The 18,768-nt window shown below is 24.8% G+C and carries 21 protein-coding genes and 1 riboswitch; of the genes, 13 read left to right on the top strand and 8 right to left on the bottom strand.

The genetic code is table 4. The annotated features are described in order from the left end of the window. Positions 1-4: 4 nt before the first annotated feature. Both ABNT63_RS06475 and ABNT63_RS06470 read right to left on the bottom strand, forming a co-directional pair. Positions 5-1,102: a nicotinate-nucleotide adenylyltransferase gene (locus ABNT63_RS06475; protein WP_348734989.1), complete on the bottom strand. Its 1,098-nt coding sequence runs from the start codon at positions 1,100-1,102 to the stop codon at positions 5-7. Positions 1,103-1,153: 51 nt separating this feature from the next. Further along, the gene (locus ABNT63_RS06470) at positions 1,154-1,879 is read right to left on the bottom strand and encodes a hypothetical protein (RefSeq protein ID WP_348734988.1); all 726 of its coding nucleotides are present in this window, start codon (positions 1,877-1,879) and stop codon (positions 1,154-1,156) included. 86 nt (positions 1,880-1,965) lie between these two features. After that, a riboswitch (TPP riboswitch) is annotated at positions 1,966-2,064 on the top strand. A gap of 78 nt (positions 2,065-2,142) precedes the next feature. Here ABNT63_RS06470 and ABNT63_RS06465 point away from each other — a divergent pair. Then, complete coding sequence (locus ABNT63_RS06465) at positions 2,143-3,168, top strand: energy-coupled thiamine transporter ThiT (protein ID WP_348734987.1); 1,026 nt, start codon at positions 2,143-2,145, stop codon at positions 3,166-3,168. Between the two features lie 37 nt (positions 3,169-3,205). Here ABNT63_RS06465 and tkt read toward each other — a convergent pair whose 3' ends face one another. After that, positions 3,206-5,170 (bottom strand): transketolase, encoded by a 1,965-nt coding sequence (tkt, locus tag ABNT63_RS06460; RefSeq protein WP_348734986.1) that lies wholly within the window; start codon positions 5,168-5,170, stop codon positions 3,206-3,208. A gap of 324 nt (positions 5,171-5,494) precedes the next feature. On the opposite strand from tkt, the gene ABNT63_RS06455 reads away from it, so the two are divergent. Both ABNT63_RS06455 and ABNT63_RS06450 read left to right on the top strand, forming a co-directional pair. After that, positions 5,495-6,718 (top strand): hypothetical protein, encoded by a 1,224-nt coding sequence (locus tag ABNT63_RS06455; protein WP_348734985.1) that lies wholly within the window; start codon positions 5,495-5,497, stop codon positions 6,716-6,718. Positions 6,719-6,893: 175 nt separating this feature from the next. Then, complete coding sequence (locus ABNT63_RS06450) at positions 6,894-7,367, top strand: hypothetical protein (protein ID WP_348734984.1); 474 nt, start codon at positions 6,894-6,896, stop codon at positions 7,365-7,367. Between the two features lie 126 nt (positions 7,368-7,493). Here the strand turns inward: ABNT63_RS06450 and ABNT63_RS06445 are convergent, their stop codons facing one another. From ABNT63_RS06445 to ABNT63_RS06435, 3 genes are all read right to left on the bottom strand, one after another. Beyond that, positions 7,494-7,655, bottom strand: coding sequence for a hypothetical protein (locus ABNT63_RS06445; RefSeq protein ID WP_348734983.1), 162 nt, complete (start codon positions 7,653-7,655; stop codon positions 7,494-7,496). 188 nt (positions 7,656-7,843) lie between these two features. Beyond that, a complete protein-coding gene (locus ABNT63_RS06440; RefSeq protein ID WP_348734982.1) occupies positions 7,844-8,062 on the bottom strand; it encodes a hypothetical protein in 219 nt (72 codons plus the stop codon). A gap of 190 nt (positions 8,063-8,252) precedes the next feature. Next, positions 8,253-8,837, bottom strand: coding sequence for a UPF0236 family transposase-like protein (locus ABNT63_RS06435; RefSeq protein ID WP_348734981.1), 585 nt, complete (start codon positions 8,835-8,837; stop codon positions 8,253-8,255). 296 nt (positions 8,838-9,133) lie between these two features. Between ABNT63_RS06435 and ABNT63_RS06430 the strand changes: the two genes are divergently transcribed. The 8 genes from ABNT63_RS06430 to ABNT63_RS06395 are packed head-to-tail and all read left to right on the top strand — an operon-like array spanning position 9,134 to position 15,864. Next, positions 9,134-9,532: a hypothetical protein gene (locus ABNT63_RS06430; protein ID WP_348734980.1), complete on the top strand. Its 399-nt coding sequence runs from the start codon at positions 9,134-9,136 to the stop codon at positions 9,530-9,532. Next, on the top strand, positions 9,525-9,917 hold the full coding sequence (locus ABNT63_RS06425) for a hypothetical protein (RefSeq protein WP_348734979.1): 393 nt from the start codon (positions 9,525-9,527) through the stop codon (positions 9,915-9,917). Before ABNT63_RS06430 ends, ABNT63_RS06425 begins: the two co-directional genes overlap by 8 nt. 14 nt (positions 9,918-9,931) lie before the next feature. Next, the gene (locus ABNT63_RS06420; protein WP_348734978.1) at positions 9,932-10,984 is read left to right on the top strand and encodes a PBSX family phage terminase large subunit; all 1,053 of its coding nucleotides are present in this window, start codon (positions 9,932-9,934) and stop codon (positions 10,982-10,984) included. Further along, a complete protein-coding gene (locus ABNT63_RS06415; RefSeq protein ID WP_348734977.1) occupies positions 10,984-11,262 on the top strand; it encodes a hypothetical protein in 279 nt (92 codons plus the stop codon). Before ABNT63_RS06420 ends, ABNT63_RS06415 begins: the two co-directional genes overlap by 1 nt. Then, positions 11,255-12,643, top strand: a complete 1,389-nt coding sequence (locus tag ABNT63_RS06410) for a hypothetical protein (protein WP_348734976.1) — start codon at positions 11,255-11,257, stop codon at positions 12,641-12,643. Before ABNT63_RS06415 ends, ABNT63_RS06410 begins: the two co-directional genes overlap by 8 nt. A 3-nt stretch (positions 12,644-12,646) precedes the next feature. Next, positions 12,647-13,822 carry a hypothetical protein gene (locus tag ABNT63_RS06405; protein ID WP_348734975.1) on the top strand — a complete coding sequence of 392 codons (1,176 nt, stop codon included), beginning with the start codon at positions 12,647-12,649 and terminating at the stop codon, positions 13,820-13,822. Positions 13,823-13,858: 36 nt separating this feature from the next. Beyond that, the gene (locus ABNT63_RS06400; protein WP_348734974.1) at positions 13,859-14,791 is read left to right on the top strand and encodes a hypothetical protein; all 933 of its coding nucleotides are present in this window, start codon (positions 13,859-13,861) and stop codon (positions 14,789-14,791) included. Positions 14,792-14,796: 5 nt separating this feature from the next. Beyond that, entirely contained in the window at positions 14,797-15,864 is a 1,068-nt protein-coding gene (locus tag ABNT63_RS06395) for a hypothetical protein (RefSeq protein WP_348734973.1), read from the top strand. A gap of 153 nt (positions 15,865-16,017) precedes the next feature. Here the strand turns inward: ABNT63_RS06395 and ABNT63_RS06390 are convergent, their stop codons facing one another. Both ABNT63_RS06390 and ABNT63_RS06385 read right to left on the bottom strand, forming a co-directional pair. Next, a complete protein-coding gene (locus ABNT63_RS06390; protein ID WP_348734972.1) occupies positions 16,018-16,521 on the bottom strand; it encodes a hypothetical protein in 504 nt (167 codons plus the stop codon). Positions 16,522-16,530: 9 nt separating this feature from the next. Next, on the bottom strand, positions 16,531-17,406 hold the full coding sequence (locus ABNT63_RS06385) for a hypothetical protein (RefSeq protein WP_348734971.1): 876 nt from the start codon (positions 17,404-17,406) through the stop codon (positions 16,531-16,533). Between the two features lie 452 nt (positions 17,407-17,858). On the opposite strand from ABNT63_RS06385, the gene ABNT63_RS06380 reads away from it, so the two are divergent. Beyond that, positions 17,859-18,320: a hypothetical protein gene (locus ABNT63_RS06380; RefSeq protein ID WP_348734970.1), complete on the top strand. Its 462-nt coding sequence runs from the start codon at positions 17,859-17,861 to the stop codon at positions 18,318-18,320. Positions 18,321-18,327: 7 nt separating this feature from the next. After that, positions 18,328-18,768 carry a hypothetical protein gene (locus ABNT63_RS06375; RefSeq protein WP_348734969.1) on the top strand — a complete coding sequence of 147 codons (441 nt, stop codon included), beginning with the start codon at positions 18,328-18,330 and terminating at the stop codon, positions 18,766-18,768.

Below are 18,768 nucleotides of genomic sequence, written 5' to 3'. Positions count from 1 at the left end.
AACGTTATTTATCCTCTTTTCATTGCTGATAAGTCAATTGTATATTTTTTCCTAAATGCTCAAGGCCTTGCTTCGCGACTGCTCGTTCAAATTGAACTATTAATAATTCTTGAAATGCCTTTACTAAATCTTTTTGGGCTAATGTTCGATAATAATCAACTTTTGAATAATTTCGTTCACTACTAATTTTATCCGCAACAAAAATTAGCATTTCAAATAAAGTCATTTCTGGTCGACCAACAGTATGCCATTTAATTGCTGATAAAATATCTTCATCATTAAATAATAAATCATATTTTAAATGGCAATAACCAGTATAAGCATGCCAAGTAGCAATTGGCTCTGATAAAAACGTCGGTAAATATTTTGTTAGATATGCTTTTTGTTTTTGTTCTAATCATTGTTTTGTAATATCATGATAAGTCCCAGCAATTAAAGCTTTTTGCGGATTTAACTTATGAACTAATGCTAATTCCCGCGCTTTTTGGCCAACATTTAAACAATGTTGATAGCGTTCCTTATCCATATTTTGGCCTAGTCGTTCTGGCAAATATAATAAATTATTATTAATATAATTCGTAATATTTGGCAATTGTAATGCAATGTTTTTTCCTTCTCGTAACATTGTTGATGATAAATTTAAATTATTATGAAATGGAAGTAACATTGCTTGATATTGTTTTAAAATTGTTTGATCAATTGGTTCATTTCGTTGGAAAACAATAAAAGTTTGCATTCTTGCTAATTCATTAATATTGTTTCATTTATTTAATGATGCTAGTTGATCAGAACCAATCATAAAATAAAACTGATGATGAGGAAATTGCTGTTGCAATTTTAAAACAGTTTCATATGTTGTACTAGGCTTTGCATTTTCTAATTCAATTAAATTAATTTTAACATCCACTAAATCAGCGATTGCTAAATTAATCATTGCGACACGATCCGTAGGGGGAGATAATTTTCGTGTTTTAAAAGGATTCTGATTTGTTGGAATAATTCAAATTTCATCAATATCTGTTTTTGTTTTAACAAGATTAATCATTGCTAAATGGTCAGTATGAAATGGGTCAAAACTACCACCAAATAATGCTATCTTCATTTATTCTTCCTCCCAATCCAAAAATAACAACAAATTCAAACAAAATAAAAATTATTCATCTTTATTTTTAATTCCTAATTCAACTAAAACATCTTCGACAGTATCACGCACAACTTCTTGAAATTGTTTAATAGATAATGTAATGGTAACATTTTCTTTTTCACTTAAATCATTAGCAATTTTTTTTGGTAAGTTTTGTTTAAAAGTATTAATTTCATTTTTATTACCAGTAATTGTAACTTTATTTTTTTTTACCCCTTTTGGGAAATTCTCTTCTAATGGTTCACCATTATGGTCTAACTCTAACTTATCATCATAACGATGAGAAATTTTAATGCGATCCATAATATATGCCATTCGATCATTAAAATTCCGTTCTTTAATTTGATTTAGCATTTGTTGAAATTCATTTGGTTGAACTTGTGAACTATCACGTAATTTTTTTAATTGTTCTAAACGTTCTAAAACATTTTCATGTTCATTAACATTATATTCTTCTTTGTATTTATTAATTTGATGACGTGCATTTTGAACAAGGCTATGAATATTATTAACATTCTCTTGGTTCGATGGTTTGATGTGTTTTTCAGTATTTCTAATTTTAGAATTTTCTGAGTTATTTACCATCACTTGTGTTGATTGTGGCACTTTAAAGTCAACTGTTTCATCACTAAAATTAACCCCACTAAATGCTTCAATTTCATCATCAAAAGCACTAGCTGTTTCTAAATTTACTATTTTTTGTTCAGTTTTTTTTCGTCTTCATCATTTAAACATATCTTTGCCTCTAATTCCATATACATTATTATATAATAAATTATTAAAATTTCTTGCAGTTTTTTCCAACAATGTTAAGATAATATTGTAATTGACAGAGGTAACTTATAAAACATAAGTTTGAGAAATACTCTTCGAACCTGATCTAGTTAACACTAGCGTAGGGAGTTCAAATTTGTTATTTATTTAATTTAATAAATTTAATTTGATGCTCACTTTCACAGAAGTTAATTACAAAATTATTTGTGTAAGGAGATTTTTTTATGGTTACATCCCCATCTTTTAAGGTTAAGTTAAACCAACAAAACATTATTTTATGATACAATAAAGTAACAATTTTTATTGTCATAAGTTTATACCTTGGTATTTTAATAACGCTTAGTATTTTACCACTATCAAGATTAAGTAAACTATTTCATTTAAATAATGACCAATATTTTAAAAATATATGAGTTTTTTGTTTAACGACTTGTGGACTTGGTTTAATATTTAGTATCATATCTGCAATAAGTGCTTGATTAACAAATTATGAAGAATATATTAATTATAAGTTTCAGTTTATTATTTTAAATATTATTAGTTTGAATGTTCTTAATTTAATTAGTAATATTATTATTTATAGTTATGAAATAAAGGTTAGTGATTTATTATTTACTAATACTATGAAACGAAAACGATTTTTAATTAATTTAGGAATTTGAAAATGAAAAACATTTGATATTGTTATTATTGCGATGTTTGTAGCAGCAACCTTAGCTTTAGCATATTTAGAAACATTATTGCCTAACTTACCATATGGTGGTGGCATTTGTTTAAAATATCTTCCACTTATCGTTATTGCTTTTTTACACTCAGCAATCGCTGGTTTTATAACTGGGAGTATTAGTGCCCTGATGTCATTGCTATTTATTGCTTCAAATTTTATTGTTTCATCATGATCATATTTATTAGATTATTTTGTTCCAATGATTATTCCAACAATTGCGAGTTTTATGCGTTTTAAAGTTAATAATGACAAAAAATATATTACTTATGTTAATTATATTATTATTTGTTTTAGTATTATTACTCTTATTTACTTGTCACAAGTATTAGTTGGTGTTTTAATTTGAACAACTTTATTCCCTGATTCAGTTTGATCAGGTTATAGTAATTGATTATATGCCATTGTTTATAATTTTATTCATAGTTTTCTTTTTACATATCCAATTATCCAAATTGTTGTTCCTTTTATTTTACGTAGTTTAGCTCCCATTTTTTGACAACGTTATTTAAAATATGATAGTTAAATAAACAAGAGAACAATAAAAAATGCAATTATCATTTTTATGATGATTGCATTTTTTTATTAATAGCATTAACAATGTTTTCTACATTAAAACCAAAATATTCTAATACATCTTGAAATGGTCCTGATTGTCCAAAAGTGTTAATTCCAAAATTCAAACCATTATTTGAAGTATAACGTTCTCAACCAAAGGTTGCTCCTAATTCAATTGACGCAATTAAAGCTGTTGGTTCTAACAATTTTTGTTTATAGGCAGCATCTTGCTGCTCAAATAATTCTCAACAAGGCATTGATACTACTTTTACTTTAATTTTTTTATCATGTTCTAATTTGTTTGCAACAGCAATTGCCATGCTAACCTCACTACCAGTTGTTAACAATACAACATCATTATTATCTTCTTGTCCATAAATTTGATAAGCTCCTTTTTTCACTGCCTCAACATTTGAATGTTCTAATTCTGGTAAATCTTGTCGTGTAATTAAAATAACACTTGGAATATGTTTTGACTGTAAAGCGATATGATAAGCTCCTAATGTTTCATTAAAATCAGCTGGACGAAAAACATTTAAGTTTGGCTGACTACGTAACATTGCTAATTGTTCAATCGGTTGGTGTGTTGGACCATCTTCACCAACAGCAATTGAATCATGCGATAAAATATAAATAGCTGGAATTTCCATTAATGAACTTAAACGAATAGCTGGCTTCATATAATCAGCAAAAACAAAGAAACCACTTGCAAAAGGAATTAATCCACGGTGTAAACAAATTCCATTATTAATGGCTGCCATTGCAAATTCACGCACTCCATAAGCTAAATTTCGACCTAATCGATTTTTAGGACTATAAACACCATCAGTTCCCTTTGCTTTTGTACTACCACTTAAATCAGCACTACCACCAATTAAAGCTGGAATAATATTAGAAAGACGGTCAAGAATTGCCCCGCTACTAATTCGTGTTGCTTGTGACTTAATTGGTTTTAAATCACGAAAATCTTGTGGATTAAAATTAAAATTACCATAAACGGCATCATCAAGTTCTTTTGCTAAAGTAGAATTTTCTTCGCAAAAACCTTGATACATTTCTAATCATTCCTGATATTTTTTAATTCCTCGTTGTTTAACATTGATTTCAAAATCCTTATAAACTTCACTAGGAACTTCAAATGATTTATAATCTCATTTTAACATTTTACGAACTGTTTTAATATCACTTCCTAACGGCGCACCATGTACTGTTGGTGTACCTTGTTTTGTTGCCCCATCACCAATTATTGTTTTTACTTCGATTAATGTTGGTTTATCACTTTTTTTTGCTTTTATAATAGCTTGATCAATTGCTTCAATATCATTACCATCTTTAACAAAAAGATAATTTCAATTTGCTGCTTTAAAACGATCAGCAATGTTTTCACTTTGTGCAACATTAACCATATTATCTAATTGTACATCATTAGAATCAAATAATACAATTAATTTATTTAGTTTTCAATGTCCTGCTAAAGATATTGCTTCTTGTGTAACTCCTTCTTGTAAATCACCATCACCAAATAAAACATAAGTATAATGATCATAAAGAGGATATTTATTGGTATTGTATCTTGCTGCTAAATTCGTTTCTGCTAACGCTAAACCAACTGCTGCTGCAAGTCCTTGGCCAAGAGGACCTGTTGTCACATCCACTCCGGGCGTTAAATGTGATTCCGGATGACCAGGCGTAATTGAATCAACTTGACGAAAATTTCGTAAATCATCAATATTAAGATCAAATCCTGATAAATGCAATAACGAATATAATAAAGCACTACCATGTCCTGCTGCTAAAACAAAACGATCACGATTTGTTCATTTATCCACTTGTGGGTTAACAACTAAGTGTCTTGTGAATAAAGTATATGCCATTGGCGCAGCACCAAGAACAATTCCTGGATGGCCTGAATTTGCTTTATTAATTGCTTCAATTCCCAACATTTTGATTGTATCAATTGATTTTTTCATTTTATTTATTTCCTTCTATACACTAATAAATTAATACTCATAATATCATTTTACAACGAATTAAAAGAAAAAACTTAATAATTTGAAAAATATTCCATTAATTCTTACTTTTTTTGGATTATTCATTTATAATTAAAAAAGTTAAAATGAAAAAATTAATAGAAAAAGAGTGGTCTCTTGAATGGTTAAATATTTATTTAAAAGTCGTGATAACGTCTTCTAATTTTTTAAAAAGTAAGGTAAAAAAAGAAAAGATTTTTTAAACTCTGCACTAAAAAGCAATAATATGATAAATACCATAAAGCAAAGGATGTGATAATAAAAATGACAAATAAATTACGAAATTGAAAAATAATAATAATTATTCAGGGAATCTTGATGGGAGCACTATTTTCATTTACTCCATTTGCAATTTTTGATAAATTTGGTTTAACAAAAATTTGATTCTTCTTATTAGTTCCTACTGCAATGTTCTTTTTTACTCCATTATGGGCTAAAGTTAAAAAGAAAAAGAGTAATACTTTTATCCTTCAAATTAATAGTTTTTTTCTTTTTATTTTTCTTTCGTTATTAATTACTGTTAATTTTTTTGATAATAATTTAATTATTTATTTTTATCCCTTACTGCTTTTTTGTACAGGAATGTTTGTTGCTGGAATGGTTCCTTTTTCAATGGAAATTATCCGTAGTTATACCCGTGAACATCAATTAAAAACAAATCCTAGTCTTTATTTTATTTTAGGAAGTGTTGTTACAATTATAATTCCTTTTTTAATACAATACTTTTTAACAGAATTAACAGCTAAAATTTCCTTACAAGGATATTTTAGTCTATTAGCATTAATTAACTTTAGTTTAATTTTTTTCAACCATGATATTCAAACAAAAGAAATTACTTTTAAAATTAATCCTAATAGTTGAAAAGTACTTCAAAAAAACAAACAATTTTGAAGTTATTTATATTCATCAAGTTTTTTATACAGTATTAATGAAGTATTTGGTTACATTCTTCCTATTTTAATTTTTAATAACACCGCAATTATGATTATAGTGATAGGTAGTTTATATGTTATTCGAAAAATAAGTTATTTATTTGGATATTTACTAAAAATAAACAATAATAATATTAAACACCAAATTATTTGTAATACAATTATTGCTATAATTGCCATTGCATTATTATTAGGATTAACAATTGCCTTCTTCCCCTTTCAAACCCAATTATCGCATATTTTATATTTAACAATTGGTTTAGATGGAAGTCAAATCTTAATAGGATGTTGTCTTGGGCATTTAAGTCGTATTCAAAAAAATAATATAATTAATTTAGTTGGAACTGAGCATTTAACCTTAGGTCTAATGATTGAACATGTCTTCGGGCATGCTATCTTTAGTTTATTGTTAGGTATTATTATTATTCCAGTAATAATTACTTTTTCTACAAATATATTAACTTATATAATTATTTATAGTATTATTATTGGAATGTTATTTTTAAGTTTTATTTTTATTTTTAATAAACTACCAGTAAAAAGAATAGGGTCTTAGGTTTTAATATATAAATTATAAGAAAAGATATCTTATATAAGATATCTTTTTAGTGTTAAGAAAAAAGAAATTTATTAAAAAATACTCTTGTTTTTTTCTTAAAAAAGTTATAAATGGAATAAGCAGTTGCATTATGTAAAAATTCAAAAAAGAAAGGAAAAATAAGTATTAAAATATGAAAAAAATATTAACTATTTCAGGGATATTTGGTTCGTCAGCAATAAGTACAACATCTTTACTTGCTTGTAATACATTTAATGGTAATAAGCTTAATACGAGTGAAAATAATAAAATTATTAAAACTTTAAAAGAAAAAATTAATACTACATTATTAGATAATATTAAAGATAGCACAAAGGAAAAACAAAGTATTAAAGCAGAAGCAAAAGGTAATGAATTTCAACGAAAAGCTAATGAATATAAAAGTAAATTTAAAACCAATAATGAAGATATTGATCTACAATTATTTATTCTATACTCTTTTAAAAAAGAAGAAGCATTTTTTAAAGCATTTGTAATCCAATATGGAAAAATTACAAATTTACCACCTGGTGAAAAAGATATAGGACGATACTTATATAACGAAATAAAATATGGTTGTATGTATTATTTAAGGGTTTTAATTAATATCTTAGAAATTGTGGAATAAAAATACCACTTACTTATCTAAATTATATTACTTTTAATTTTATTGTCAACAATATTTTAACATTTTTTAAATTTTTCCATGACAAAAATACATGTTTATTAAAGTTATTTAATTTATTAGATAAAATTAATAAAAATATAAGTTTGGTTGTAAATTATTATTTACAAAATTATTAACTGAATAATTAATTCTATTTTCTTCTAATGGTTCATTAGTATTAAATAAATTAATTTTATTTTTAAAATTCATCATACTAATATTTAATTTATTTTTAAGAGTTTTTTTCATTATAAGTTGCTTTTTTTAACCAAAACACCTTTACAGTAATGTGATATATCACCCTCAATATGACAACCAGTATTATTTCATAATGTTTGATTTCTAACACTTTCTTCATTATTTTTAATTAATTTAATTGTCTCTTTTAAGAATTTAATTTGTGCTTCTTTTATAAAAGAAGCACTGTTTTCTAAACATTATAATAATTCTTCATATTTAGCATTAAAAAAATAATCGATTGCTTTATGGTACGTTTCTCTGTTTTCTTTGTTTTTACTTTGATAAGGATATAATTTTTTAAATCTACTTGTAAGGTGGAATTTATCTATCATGTAATGTACTTTATTTTTAGGAAAATATTCTTGAATAAATTTTACAATATTTTTAATTCAAGGTGCGCCATCGCCTAATACCATAAATTCAATATTGTCATTAATATCATAATAACTGGTAATTAATGTAAGTAATTTACTAACAAAATTAATTAATTTACTATTTTTTTTTTAATATATTCTGGAATATTATCTAGTTCTATAACTCCTAATTTATTTGCAATTACAGGTCTTTTTTCGTTGATTTTGTTTTATCAAAACCAGTATGAACAGTTTAAAATATACTATGTTTTTTTATTTTTTCTTTCCCCTTTTTATTTTCATTTCACATTTTTAAATAAGTTCCATCAATTTGAATATATAAAGTATGAGGTACCTTTATTTTTTTATCAGTTTTATTAATATAATATTCTTTATCAATTTTTGCATTTTTCATAATATTTGATATTGTTTTTATACAAATTTTTACATGTTCCATAGTATCTAAAATATCTTGATATGTTTTTTTATTGCCAACAAATGATAATATTTTTTCTTTAACAGAATTATCTATTCTTTGTCATTTTTTAATTCCTAAAAGTTTATCCAAAGGAAAAATATATTCTTCTTTACCTGTTTCTTGATTAATTTTATAATATTTTCTTCTTTTAAAAGTTATTTTCCCATTTAAAATAGTTAATTTTCTTGGTTTTATTTCTTTTACTTTATAATTTTTAAATTCTTTTAAAGTTTCATCAATTTTATAATTTTTAAAAATTCATTCATCACAATCTTCTAAACTTTGTTGAATAATTTCAATACTTTGTATATTTAATAAATTAATAAAATTCTTTAAAAAATTGTTATCAACATTTATCATTTTTATACCATCTTTTCTATAGTTTAGGACTTTAGCACAAAAATAATGAAAATGCAAAAAAAAAAAAAAATATTATTTTTTTATTTATTGTGTTATAACTAAAGTGTTAATTATTAGCAAATTAATTTAACTGAAAAAAGTAAAATAATTTACTTTTTTTTATTTTGATGTAAAATATAGGTAATAAAAAAAAGAACCAAGTTGGTTTTTTTGTTATATTTTCAGGATTAATTACTCTTTTATTTAATCATATTGTTTAAATAATAGCAATTTTAATATGCAAAAAGGAGTAAAAAATGAAAGAATTTAATCCAAAAACAGCAAGTTTACGAACATTCTATCGTAAAATAGATGAATTTTGGCAAAATAAATCACCTAATAAACCACATACTTTGAACGATTTAACCAATGAATTCAATCTTTCTCGCAAGTGAAGATATGATACTTATGCGAGCGAGAAGATAGTTCCTTTACTTGAAAAACAAGTTGATAGAATTGAAAGTGAAATAATTAACTTTATGATGAAATCACCTGATGGTGCTAAATTATATTGACAACGAGCATTTAATTATAAATATTCACTACAAGAAAAAGAACTTGAAAAAGAATTAAATTTAAATAATCAACAACCAATAATTGTTAATTTACAAACAGAGATTAGAGATATTAAAAAAGAAAGTGATAATAATGCTTAATCATTTTACTTATTTGTTAGAAACACCTTATTGGTTATTACAAAATAGTACTATTGGTAATAAATATACATTTGCTAAAAAGTTTGAGTTAGTTAATGAAATTAATCAAATTGGAACACGATATAGTGGTAAAACTATATCAAATATTAAAATGTTTGGTGAATTATTAAAAATTAGTTTATTAATTAAAGAACCAATTTGTATCATTGCTAGTATGTATTGGAGTAAAGATTTAAAAGATAGTGTATTTCAAAATATATGAAATATGTTAGATGAAAATCATATTCCTTATACTATTAATTTATCAAATTTTACTTTTACTTTATCAAATGGTAGCAAAATATATTTAAAGGTTTACATTCACCTAGCAGAAAAGAAAAATTAAAAGCCTTTGCTGATTTGAATAAATATAAATTAGTAATTGATTGAAGAGAAGAATGTGATCAATTTCAACAAAAAGATTTAAGTGATTTAGAATTTGCTATTCGTGGTTATCAAAATAAAATAACAATTAATACATGTAACCCTGAAAGTTTAAAAAGATATATTGTTGGTTATTGTAATGAATTATTACCTTTTGATGAAGAAATAATGCGTAGTAAATATGAGCAAATTAAGTATATTGAAAAATGAAATATGAAAATTATTATTCATTATTCTAGTTGAAGATTAAATTATGAATTACCACAAGATAAAGTTAATGAACAATTAAGATTAGAACAATTAGATATTGAAAGAGCAAGAGTTTGGAGTTGAGGATTGCCTGGCAATACTAGTGGATCAATCTTTGCAAGATATATTGATATTATGCAAACAACAGATATTATTCAACCAACTAAATTATTAGGTGGTGTTGATATTGCTAATGCTACTAGTCCTAAAGGACATACAACAGCGGCTAGTTTTTGAATATATAACTCATTTGATAAAAAAGCCTATAAAGTTGCTGAATATACTCATTCAAATGCTACACAACAATTTAAAACTGAATTAGAACAAGTTAAAGATATTTTAGAGTTTTATAACAATCAATTAAATCAATATTTTAATTTAATTCAGCAAGGTATATCGATTAATGTTGATGATAGTGCTTATTCAACATTGCAAAGTTTAAACCGAGAAAAATATAATTATTCTTTTGGTCAATATATGACATTTAAACCAGCACAAAAACAAAAATTTAAAGTAAGACATCGTGTAGAGGCATTCACAATGTTAATAAATACTAATCAATTAAAATGATTATGAGAAAAATGTTCTGTAAGTAAAACCCAATATGAATTAATACAATGAGAAGATAAGCCTGAAGCAAGAGAAGAAAAAGTATTAGACTTATATGATGATACATTTGATAGTGATTTTTATGCTTTACATTTTGAATTAATACCAATGGTTAAACATAATAGTTCAGCAGATTATAAATTATGACAACAAAGGGAGTGAATAACTTAATGAAAAAAGATATTTATGTAATACATGATGAGCGTGTAATAAATGCAAAAAGACCTTATATGTCTGTTTGTGGACAAGTTAAAAAAAGACTTTGTCAAGAATTAAAAAAAGATAATATCGCAATATGTAAATTAAATTTATATAACGAATATATTAAGAAATATCAAAAAGTTAAAGTATGTGTACAAGTTTTAGCAAATGAACCTAGTTTATTAACAGTAAATATAATTAATTATGCACTTATCTTAAATTTAAAGGAGCAAAATAACCATGAATAATACCTATCCATCTTTACCAAACTTAAATGATATTAATAGTGTTTTAAAATTTTATAATTATGATTGAACAATTAATTTAGCAAATATTATTGTTCGCCATCAAATGCGATTAGTAAATGGTAAAGATATTTTATTTAAGTTGCATCGTAAAGACATTTTAGAAAAATTAAATTGATGATATGAAAATTATAAAATAAAAGAAAAATTAGATAAAAACGAATTAACAGCAAGTTTAATGGGTAAAACTATCTTTGGTTTATTAGAAACATCAGACGGTAATATTGATTTATGAATTAACCCTTTTAACTTTACATCTCGTGTAAGTAAAATAAATGAAATTGAACAAGGTGCTGATATTTGATTAAATTATCATCAATCAGATAGTGGTTTTATTTTAAATTTAATTTGTACCAAAGATAAAATAATTATTAAAGGTTGACCTAAAAATAATGAAGTAGTTGTTGGTCAAAGTAAAACACAAATTAAAGATGATGTTAGACCTGTTTTAGTTCAAGAATTTAAAAATAAATTAGGTATAGTGCCCTTTTGAGAAATGATAAATGAACCTAATCCTTTATTTTTATCAACATCAACAACTTTAAATCCATGACCTACAATGACAAATTGTTATAAATTACAATTTGATTTAGAAGATAGTTTTAATATTAAATCAAAAGAAAGATGAGCAAATCGTACGCATTGATATGGGGTATTAGATGATGATTTAATGACTGCTTATAACAAAGGCAATAAAAAAGTATTACAAGATGCTTTTGATGATATTTTTATTCAATCAGGTCAATCAGCCGTAGATGGTCAATTATCCCAATCTTTACAAGTAGTACAAGGGACACCAACCTTAGAAACATATACACAAGACCAAAAAGCAATTATTGAACAAGTATATATAGCATGTAATTTTTCTAATCCTTTTGGTGATGTCTCAGATAGTGAAGAAAATAAAACCCAATCATTTAAAAAAACAAAAGACTTAGAAAAACAAGCATATTTACAAGCATATCGTAAACAATATTATACTAAAATGTTTGATACTGTTTTAAAATATTATGGTTTATGAGATGGAAATGGTGAACGTCCTTATGGATTTGATTTTGTTAGTGCTAGTTTAGTAGACCAAATGCGACAAAATGAATTAATTACTACTAGATTAGATAATTGAACAATGGAGCCAATAAGAGCGATAACTGAATATGATAATGTTGATGAATTAGAAGCAATCAAATATTATGAAAAAATTGAAAAATACTGAGATAAAAGGCATGCTCAAGAGATAGAACATAATAATAAATTAATGGAATATGATGAAACTGGTAATAATCAAAATGCCTTACAAGGTAGAACAGAAATTAAGGAGAATTAAAAAATGAGTAGAATTAACCCAGGTGTTATGGAAGAATTAAGAAGACAAGCACATGATACTTTAATAGATATAAGAGAAAACATAAGAGATAATAGGCATTGAATGGTATTTCCTTTTAATGTTTATAGTTCATATATATCTGATACTGAAACAGGTTGAAAACCTAATAATGCAAAACCAAGTGATTATGGTAGTTATTCACGCATATTTGATAATATGGAAAGTACAATTGCTCAATGACAAGGTAGTTTAAAAATAGTCCAAAAATATAAAGATGAAGAAATTAATATTTTAACGATTGATGATTTTAGTAAACAACCAATTAACTCAACAATATGAGCAAATAATGAGACACCTTTTGCGATAAAATTAAAAGATGAAAATAATAATGTTTATTGAAAATTAATTGATGGTGAAAATATTTATGATATTAATAGAATGCTAGAATACTTAAATAAATATAAATTAAGTTATTTTATTAATAATGATAATAAATCCGATAATTTTTATACAAAAGAGGTTAAAGTTGGTAAATATTGAGATGCTTATATGATTGATGATAGAAGTTCAATTCAATTTGGTTATGCTAAATTTGAACAAGTATTTACTCAACAATCAACTGAAAGACAATATACTTTATTAATTTTAGATGAAGATGCAGATAAATTAAATATTAATGATTATTATAATTTTTATACTGCATTTAATGACCGTGGATTAAATATTGGTGGTGGTGATATTAATTCTGCACACCAATATAGACAATGATTGTATCCATCAAATGTTATTAATTATTATTCCGTAGAAGATGGTGATTTCTTATGACAAAAAATTACTTTTTCAAATATTAATGACAAAATTAGTAATAGTGGTTTATCAGTACGACAATTTATACAAACAAGTGCCCCAGGCGAAGGTTATTGTTTTCCTAAAATAACTTATGATGAAAAACTAAATAAAGGTATTGTTGAATTAGATGAAATTTTATTAAAAGACCCAGGGGTTAGAGCAATGGCAGTTAAATTTTATGGTAATCCAATCTTTTTTGATATGCCAGTAATTGGGCGACCAATTATTAAAGGTCAATTTAATAAAAAAGTAATGAATTCACGAGATCTATTAATGTATAACATGTATCCTGCCCCACCTGATAAAATAAATACTTATGCATCACCCTAAGTAAGTTGATATAACATTCAAGGTATTCAACCAACTATGATAACTGGTTATGAAGATTGAAAAAAAGATATGGAAAGTAGATACGACTTTTGAAATCAAAAAAATAGTGAGGGAATTGTAATAACTGATAAAGCTAGTTCAACAGCAACCAATCCGACTGTTGGAACAACTATTCATAAAGAAGATAATGACTCTAAATTTTATTGGTCTAAAAATTGAATGATTACTCCACCGGATAAAATAAAAGTAAATAATGAAGATGTTAATAATATAATTAGTACCCAAGCATCATCATATTTTAGAAGAAAAGATGAATTTGGTAATACTGTTGGTCAAGTTCAAATTGAATATAATAAAATGGGTGCATGTAATGTTTGAGATATCTTAAATATGAATAATTTTATTAATCGTCAAATTACAGTATTACCTTTAAACTATACGCAAAAAATAGTTTTTAATCCTTTTACGATACCGGGTAGAGTTGGTAAGTTCTTAAACTTTATTTCATTTGGTATTCCCTGAGGATGAGTAATTAACCAAGATGAAAAAACTTGACCTAATTTTCAATGACTTAATGGCTTTATGAGTGCTAATATTTATAGTTTCTATAATGATGCATTTTGGTCTGAAAAATCAAAAGGTAAAGGTTATTTACCATTTGAAATATTTAGAGAACAAGGAAATGATAAAGTTGGTGCTATCTTTGGTGCAAATTCTACTAGTTTAGGTTTTACTACTTTATTAACTGATAAAATACAAGGCAATGTTTTTGAAAAAGATGGTAAACCAACTGAACGAATAACTTATTCAACTTACAATTTAAAACAATTAAACCCTAAAATTAATCGCATATATTTAATTAATGAATTAGTAATATCAGTAGATGCTCAAACACCAGTTAGTATAGTGAAAAAGATAATGATTGCGAATTCTTACAAACACCTGATGGGACAAATTGTAGTTATATAATTGATATGTTTTCTATTCAAGCATTATATAAAGGTAATTTTGAAATTATCTTTTATGCAGATAACCCATATATAAATAATGAAGAAGATTATTTACGCTTATCAGTATGGAGTTTTTGTGGTAAAACAAAAAGTGTATTAAATAATTATTTGTGCGATATGACAACTAATTATAAAACTAGTTTCTTATTGCCTCATGACTATGAAATACCAACATTTAATTACCCACAATATGTTCTTCCACCAGTTCCATATAATTATCAAGAGTATACAAAAGATATTATGCCTTCTGATGTAGTACTACCATTAAAAACTAAAATTACGGCACCAGCACAATGTAAAAAAGGAATTAGAGAAAGTGGTCTTCCAGTTAATTTATTTTCTAATGATGAATTTAATTATGGTTATTATGAGATTGAAGTTGATTTAAAACAAATTGACCCAACAATTCAAAGCATCAGTAAATTTCAAGATGCTTATAAAACAATAGAAATAAGTAATCTTAATAATATACAAGTTGAATGTGGACCACCTGAAATAGAGAATTTTATTCCTAATAGAAATGTTAATTTAAATGGTGGTGGTTCTACTTGTGATTATGATTTTGGTTCATTAGAAAATATTACTTTACAAGAAGGTGGCCGCTCACAAATTGATAAAGTTAATTTTGATAATACAAGAACTTTATATACTGATAATATAACTAATGAAATTCAAACATTTATTACTGCGTATACTAATGGTTTACCAAGCCATAATGATTATGAAAATAGATATAAAACAAAAAATAGTGGTTATATAAAATTTTTATTACAAATAACAAAGTTATATAATAATGACAAAGATGAAATTAAAGAAACATTTTTACAAGCATATTATACTAATGATGTAAAATTAAAAATTAGATTCTCAAAAATATTATTATCTAAATTATTTTTAGGTATTAATAATTCTGCTTTTTATCATTTTGGTAATAATAAAGATATTGTATTAGATGTATCTAATCCAAATAATATATTAGGTATTCGCAATAAAAGTGATAATCCAGTTAAAATTACATTTAAACCAAGATAAAGAAAAAAATAAAGTAAACCGGACTAATCCACTAGGCCTATTACTTTTAAAATAGGTACTTACTCTACTTTTATTAATTTAATTATAACATATAATTATTTAGGTCAATAAAAACCCCAATTATTTATTTATCATTCATTTTAAATTAACTTTTTATTCTCCATTAAATTTTACATTACCTTTATCATCAATAATTAAAGTAGGTTCTTGTGTATCTAAATTTCAACGATAAACTGATTTAAAATGAGTTCCATCATCTTTTTTTAGTCAAAAATAACTTACAGGCTCTTTTAAAATAAATAAATTAAATAATTTTTTTTCATCATTTGATGATATAAGTTTATATATATCATAATTATCAATAACTTTTTGGCCATTATCATTATAATGTTTAAATTTAACAATTCTTCAATTATCATTTTTATTACCGCGTCATATTACATAATAATATTTATCTTCGTTAAATGGAGATTCTTGTGATGCCATTCATTCTAAATTATCTCTAATGGTTTGGTTAGTAGTATTTATTTTGTTTTCTTCTTTTAGTTTTGCTAATTCTTCTGGTGTATATTCATTTGGTGTATTACAAGCAACTAAACTTGTTGTACTTGTTCCAATTAAAGTGATTATTTCTAAAAGACTTAATATTTTTTTCATATTTTAATTCTAATATACTATAGCTGCTATTAATTCTGGTTCTGCTATTTCTCAAATTGATGAAAAAATACTAACAGTTTTTTCACAAAATAATTGAAAAACATCTTCATGTATTAATACGCCACCATTTTCTGTTTGATTAAATAAAATATTAAAAATTTGTTCCCCTGTCATTGAAATTTCTGTAGTTTGATTTGGAATAAATTCAGCTTCACTGTCTCTTCATGGATTTCTAACATAATAAGTATCTTCAAGTATATTTTCTTTATTTGGTTTGATTCCAACAATTAATGCAGCATGAAAACTGCTATAATATCTTTCGCCAAAATATTCTTTATCAAATAAACCACCAAACATAACAGGAACTTGTCTAGAAAGAGATTCCCATATTAAATGTCTTATCCACATTCTTTTTTCTATATCATTTAATCTATTTCAAAATCATTGATTTAAATCAACTCCCTTTAAATTAAATCCCAAATTTTTTTCAATTATTGGGTTTGATTTTAATAGTTTAATTATTTCTGGAAAAAAACTTGCAATTTCTTCTTGTTTCATTTCTTTAAGATCTTTATTATTAAGAATATTATTATCAAATATACTTTTTAAAACCGCCGCAACACATCATAAACTATTTTTTTGAAATTCCATTGGTTTTCTCATGTTAATTTTTCTTAAATCAATTAGCACATCTTCTAATATTGGATATGTTATTTCTTGTCTTTTAACTCTATTTAAATTTTTTAAATTATTTGTTTCTAAATAACTAATTTCATTATTTTCTAATTTAGTTTCTTCTTTTTGATAATGACTGACGGCAATTGTTGTTGGTATAGCACTTCCACTAATAGTTAATACACTTAATAAACTAAACAATTCTTTCATACTTGTTTTTCTCCTTTTCTTAGTCTTGAAATCTTACTCAAGATATACCTGCATTATATATAAGTAAAATTATGAATTATTTTAAAAATTTTATCTTGTTAAATAACCCTTATTACGCGTTTTAAGGGCTAAATTAACAATAAAATATATTAAGTTTAATGTATTTGTATTAAAGTATTGTATTGGTAAAATAGTATGATATTATTATTTTAGTTAAATAAAAAAGAGAATGACCCTACATCATTCTTGCTTTATATTATATACTAATAAATAATTATTTCAATTTCATTATAACACTTTTATATTATTTGTTTAGTATTTGTATACAAAATATATTGTAATTGTGAACTATTGGTATATAATTAAAAGCATAGGTTTAATCTTTTTTCCGTAAAAAAGAGTTTATGCTGACTTGTTAATCGGACAAGAATAAAAAAAGAGAGGTTTATAAAATGGCAATTACAAAAGAACAATTAATTGAACAAGGTTTAAGTGAAGAGATTGCTGAAAATATCTTAAATCAGTTTAATAATGAAGCAAAGCAAATTAGAGAAAGTGTGCAAAAACGCGAAGATGTTATATCAAAAGAAGATTTTATTAAATTATCTAATGAATTAGATGAATTAAAAGTTTTTAAAAATGTTCCATCTACTAAAATTGAAGATATTAAAACTAATTTAGATAAAGTTAGTGGTACTTCTTTAACTGAAAAAATGCAAACTTTAAAAGAATTAAAACCTGATTTGTTTGTACAAGAACAACCAGCAGTTTCACCAACTAATTTTATTAAAGATATGATTGAAAAATCAACTGAAAATAAGAATGATGAAATTGAAACTATTAAAGAAAAAGGAGCATATACTCCTGATGAAATTAAAAAAATAACTGATTATACACTTAAAAACCTTAGATAATAAGGGAGTGAAATATAATGCAGGACAAGCGTTATATAATTTAACTCATCGTGTAGTATGACAAGATGATTATTCATTGCCAAATGGTGGGACAACTCAAACAATGGGATTAACAAGAATTCCAGTTCCTATTGATAAAAGATTTAATTTAAAATTAATGAATGAAGCATTTGATTTGGCATTAATAGAACAAAATATTAAAAATGGTGTTATTGCTGATGCTATTTCTAGTGTAATACAGAATAAATTTGTTAATTTAGAATGTGAATTAATTCAGGCTATTTATGATTATTGTTTAGCAGATGGTCAATATGAAGTAATTCCATTTCGTAGTTATACAGCCGAAAATGCAGATGATGCAAATAAAGCATTCTTTAAATTAAATGAAACTTTGATTGAATTAACAAATCAAATTAGTAATTTTATATTTTGGTTTACCAACAGATAA

It is taken from the genome of Spiroplasma endosymbiont of Ammophila pubescens, assembly GCF_964020965.1.
Classification (GTDB): domain Bacteria; phylum Bacillota_I; class Bacilli_A; order Mycoplasmatales; family Mycoplasmataceae; genus Spiroplasma.
This window is presented reverse-complemented; position numbering and strand designations above follow the sequence as displayed.